Source organism: Staphylococcus sp. B1(2026), from assembly GCF_058895785.1.
This window is the reverse complement of the sequence record NZ_JBZXTS010000079.1, coordinates 1-3,203: the sequence shown is the minus strand read 5'-3', so window position 1 is coordinate 3,203 and position 3,203 is coordinate 1. Positions and strand designations below refer to the sequence as shown.

Annotated in this window: 4 protein-coding genes; all 4 read left to right on the top strand. The window is 29.6% G+C overall.

Going from position 1 to position 3,203, the window contains the following annotated elements:
* Positions 1-124: 124 nt before the first annotated feature.
* On the top strand, positions 125-874 hold the full coding sequence (locus AC5EAH_RS07860) for a metal ABC transporter ATP-binding protein (protein WP_493494229.1): 750 nt from the start codon (positions 125-127) through the stop codon (positions 872-874).
* On the top strand, positions 864-1,691 hold the full coding sequence (locus AC5EAH_RS07855) for a metal ABC transporter permease (RefSeq protein WP_493494228.1): 828 nt from the start codon (positions 864-866) through the stop codon (positions 1,689-1,691). Before AC5EAH_RS07860 ends, AC5EAH_RS07855 begins: the two co-directional genes overlap by 11 nt.
* Positions 1,692-1,700: 9 nt before the next feature.
* Positions 1,701-2,648, top strand: a complete 948-nt coding sequence (efaA, locus tag AC5EAH_RS07850; RefSeq protein ID WP_493494227.1) for an Mn/Fe ABC transporter substrate-binding lipoprotein EfaA — start codon at positions 1,701-1,703, stop codon at positions 2,646-2,648.
* Between the two features lie 92 nt (positions 2,649-2,740).
* Positions 2,741-3,133, top strand: coding sequence for a transposase (locus AC5EAH_RS07845; protein WP_493494226.1), 393 nt, complete (start codon positions 2,741-2,743; stop codon positions 3,131-3,133).
* The last annotated feature ends 70 nt before the right edge of the window (positions 3,134-3,203 follow it).

Here is a 3,203-nt window from a genome sequence, read left to right as displayed (position 1 = left end):
TATTACTATTACTATAAAAATCACTTTACTTTCCTCTTGCTATCAGTTATACTCAACTTATAAAGTTTCCTTAGGGAAACACTTCATCTCTGAGTGAAGTATTTTAGATATAGGAAGTGACATTATGATTACGATTAAAAATTTATCTGTGGCTTATCCACAAAAAACAATTTTTACAGATATTTCTCTTGATTTACCTACTGGGCAAATCATTGGTGTTGTTGGCCCCAATGGTGGTGGGAAATCAACTTTGATAAAATCTATTGCCCGTTTAATTCCAGCCAAATATCAAGCCATTACTTTTAATGGTCAAAATATTAATACGATGGCTCATAAATTAGCTTATGTTGAACAACGTAGTAATATCGATCTAACATTTCCTATTACTGTTGGTAAAGTTGTTGAGTTAGGAATTTATCCTAAACTAAAATTTTATGAACGCCCTTCAGACAGTGACAAAGAACAAATTATGAGTGCACTAAAACAAGTGAAATTGGATGACTATATTAATCAACCTATTTCATCATTATCAGGCGGTCAGTTACAACGTATCTTTATTGCACGTGCATTAGTACAAGATGCTGATTTAATTTTATTAGATGAACCTTTTGTAGGCATAGATGTTCGTAGTGAAGAAATTATCATTCAACTATTAAAAAAACTATGTCAAGAAGGTAAAACAATTATCATGATTCATCATGATTTAACTAAAGTGAATGATTATTTTAATTATCTTTTAATGATTAATCACGGGATTATTGCTAGTGGTAATCCACACGACATATTCATTGCTGATAATATTGAAAAAACTTTTGGCGGTATATTACCTATCGTTAAATTTGACAATAAGGAGGCGAAAAATAATGTTCAATAATTTTATTGAAGGATTAATAGAATATGCATTTTTAAGAGATGCATTAGTTACTTCAATTATTGTCGGTATTAGTTGTAGTGTCATAGGTTGTTTTATCATTTTAAGAGGAATGTCACTAATGGGTGATGCGATTTCTCACTCTGTGTTACCAGGTGTTGCAGTATCTTATTTTTTAGGCATTAACTATTTTATAGGGGCGACAGTTTTTGGTATTCTTTCAGCGCTTGCTATCGGAAAAATTAGTGAGAAAAAAATCATTAAAAATGACACAAGTATTGGTATTGTATTAAGTGCTTTTTTAGCTTTGGGTATTTTATTAATCTACAAGGCACAGAGTGCTACTAATTTATATCATATTCTATTCGGTAACATTTTAGCTATTAGTCATTCTGATTTAATCATTACAATTGCGATTACACTGATTGTGTTAATTACTATTTTTGTTGTTTATCCAAGATTAGTTATTACATCTTTTGATAGTGTAATGGCACAAGCTGCTGGTATTAATGTACAATTTTATCATTATTTATTAATGATTTTATTAACATTAGTTGCTGTCAGCTCATTACAAACAGTTGGTGCAATTCTTGTTGTAGCTATGTTAGTTACGCCACCTAGTGCCGCTTTATTATTTACTCATCGCCTACCTATCATGATGTTAATATCAACAGCAATCGGTATTTTAAGTTCTATTTTAGGTATTGCGATTAGTTATCAATATAATTTACCAACAGGTGCAATTATTGTACTTATTTCAACAATATGTTTTGTAATTTCATTTATCATCTCACCCAAAACAAGAAGAGTTAAAAATTAGGAGGATTTCATGTTAAAAAATTTATCAAAATATTTAGTATTAATTGTCACTTTGATGATGATATTAGTTGGTTGTAGTAATGCCAATACAACTGAATCTACAAGTGAAGCATCATCTAAAAAACTTTCCGTTGTAACAACCAATTCAATTTTATCAGATATGGTAAAAGAAGTTGCGGGTGATGCTGCAACTATTCATAGTATTGTACCAGTTGGTACTGACCCACATGAGTATGAACCTTTACCTGAAGATATTAAAAAAGTAACGAATGCAGATATTGTTTTTTATAATGGTTTGAATTTAGAAACTGGTGGTAATGGTTGGTTTTCTGAATTAATGACAACTGCTAAAAAAGAAGAAAACAAAGATTTCTTTGCCACAAGTAAAGGTGTTACACCATTGTATTTAACATCTAAAGGGCAAGAAAATCAACAAGACCCTCATGCATGGTTAGATATTTCAAATGGTATTAAATATGTAGAAAATATTAAAGAAGTGCTAAGTCAAAAAGATCCTAATAATAAAGCACTTTTCGAAAAAAATGCAGCTGCTTATATAGAAAAATTAAAAGCTTTAGATGATAAAGCAAAAAAAGAATTTGCAGATATTCCATCAGAAAAAAAATTATTAGTAACAAGTGAAGGTGCTTTTAAATATTTCTCAAAAGCTTATGGTTTAGAGGCTGGATTTATTTGGGAAATTAATACAGAAGAACAAGGTACACCTGAACAAATGACAACTATTATTAAAAAAATAAAAGCAACTAAAGTACCTTCTTTATTTGTTGAAACAAGTGTAGATCCACGTTCTATGGAACGTGTAAGTAAAGAAACTGGTTTACCTATCTACGCCACAATTTTCACCGATTCTATCGCAAAACCCGGTGAACCTGGTGATAGTTATTATGAAATGATTGAATATAATTTAACAAAAATTCATGAAGGTTTAACTAAGTAATATAATAAAGAAACCATGTAAAAATTTTACGTGGTTTCTTTATTTATTCAACTTTGATACAATATAGCTATTATGTTAGTGAGGAGATTATCATGTATAAAAAACAAAAATTTTATCAATTTAGTTTAGATGATTTCAATATGCCACAAAATTTTTCCATTGATGCTAATAATCGTTGGGTACAAAAAGCTGCGACTATCCCGTGGGAAACTTTAGAACAAGATTATCAACAATTATTTTCTAGTCATCGTGGTAAAATTGCTAAACCCTTTCGTTTACTTTATGGTGCTTTAATTATTAAACGTACCTATAATTTCAGTGACAAAGAGCTTATCGAACAAATCAAAGAGAATCCTTACTTTCAATATTTTATTGGTCTACACAGTTATCAATATCAAGCACCATTTTTAACAAGTACTTTAAGTCATTTCCGTCATAGAATCTCTCAAGAATTACTTGATATGATTGATACTTATATTAAATAATCCCCACTATTTATGAATATAAGTTATAAAAGTAGACTCTTTGTTAAAGAGTGTTGATAAACAAAATTTG

Coding starts and splice junctions, on each gene's coding strand:
- AC5EAH_RS07855 (WP_493494228.1), top strand. CDS start 864: ATGTTCAATAATTTTATTGAAGGATTAATAGAATATGCATTTTTAAGA.
- AC5EAH_RS07860 (WP_493494229.1), top strand. CDS start 125: ATGATTACGATTAAAAATTTATCTGTGGCTTATCCACAAAAAACAATT.
- efaA (WP_493494227.1), top strand. CDS start 1,701: ATGTTAAAAAATTTATCAAAATATTTAGTATTAATTGTCACTTTGATG.
- AC5EAH_RS07845 (WP_493494226.1), top strand. CDS start 2,741: ATGTATAAAAAACAAAAATTTTATCAATTTAGTTTAGATGATTTCAAT.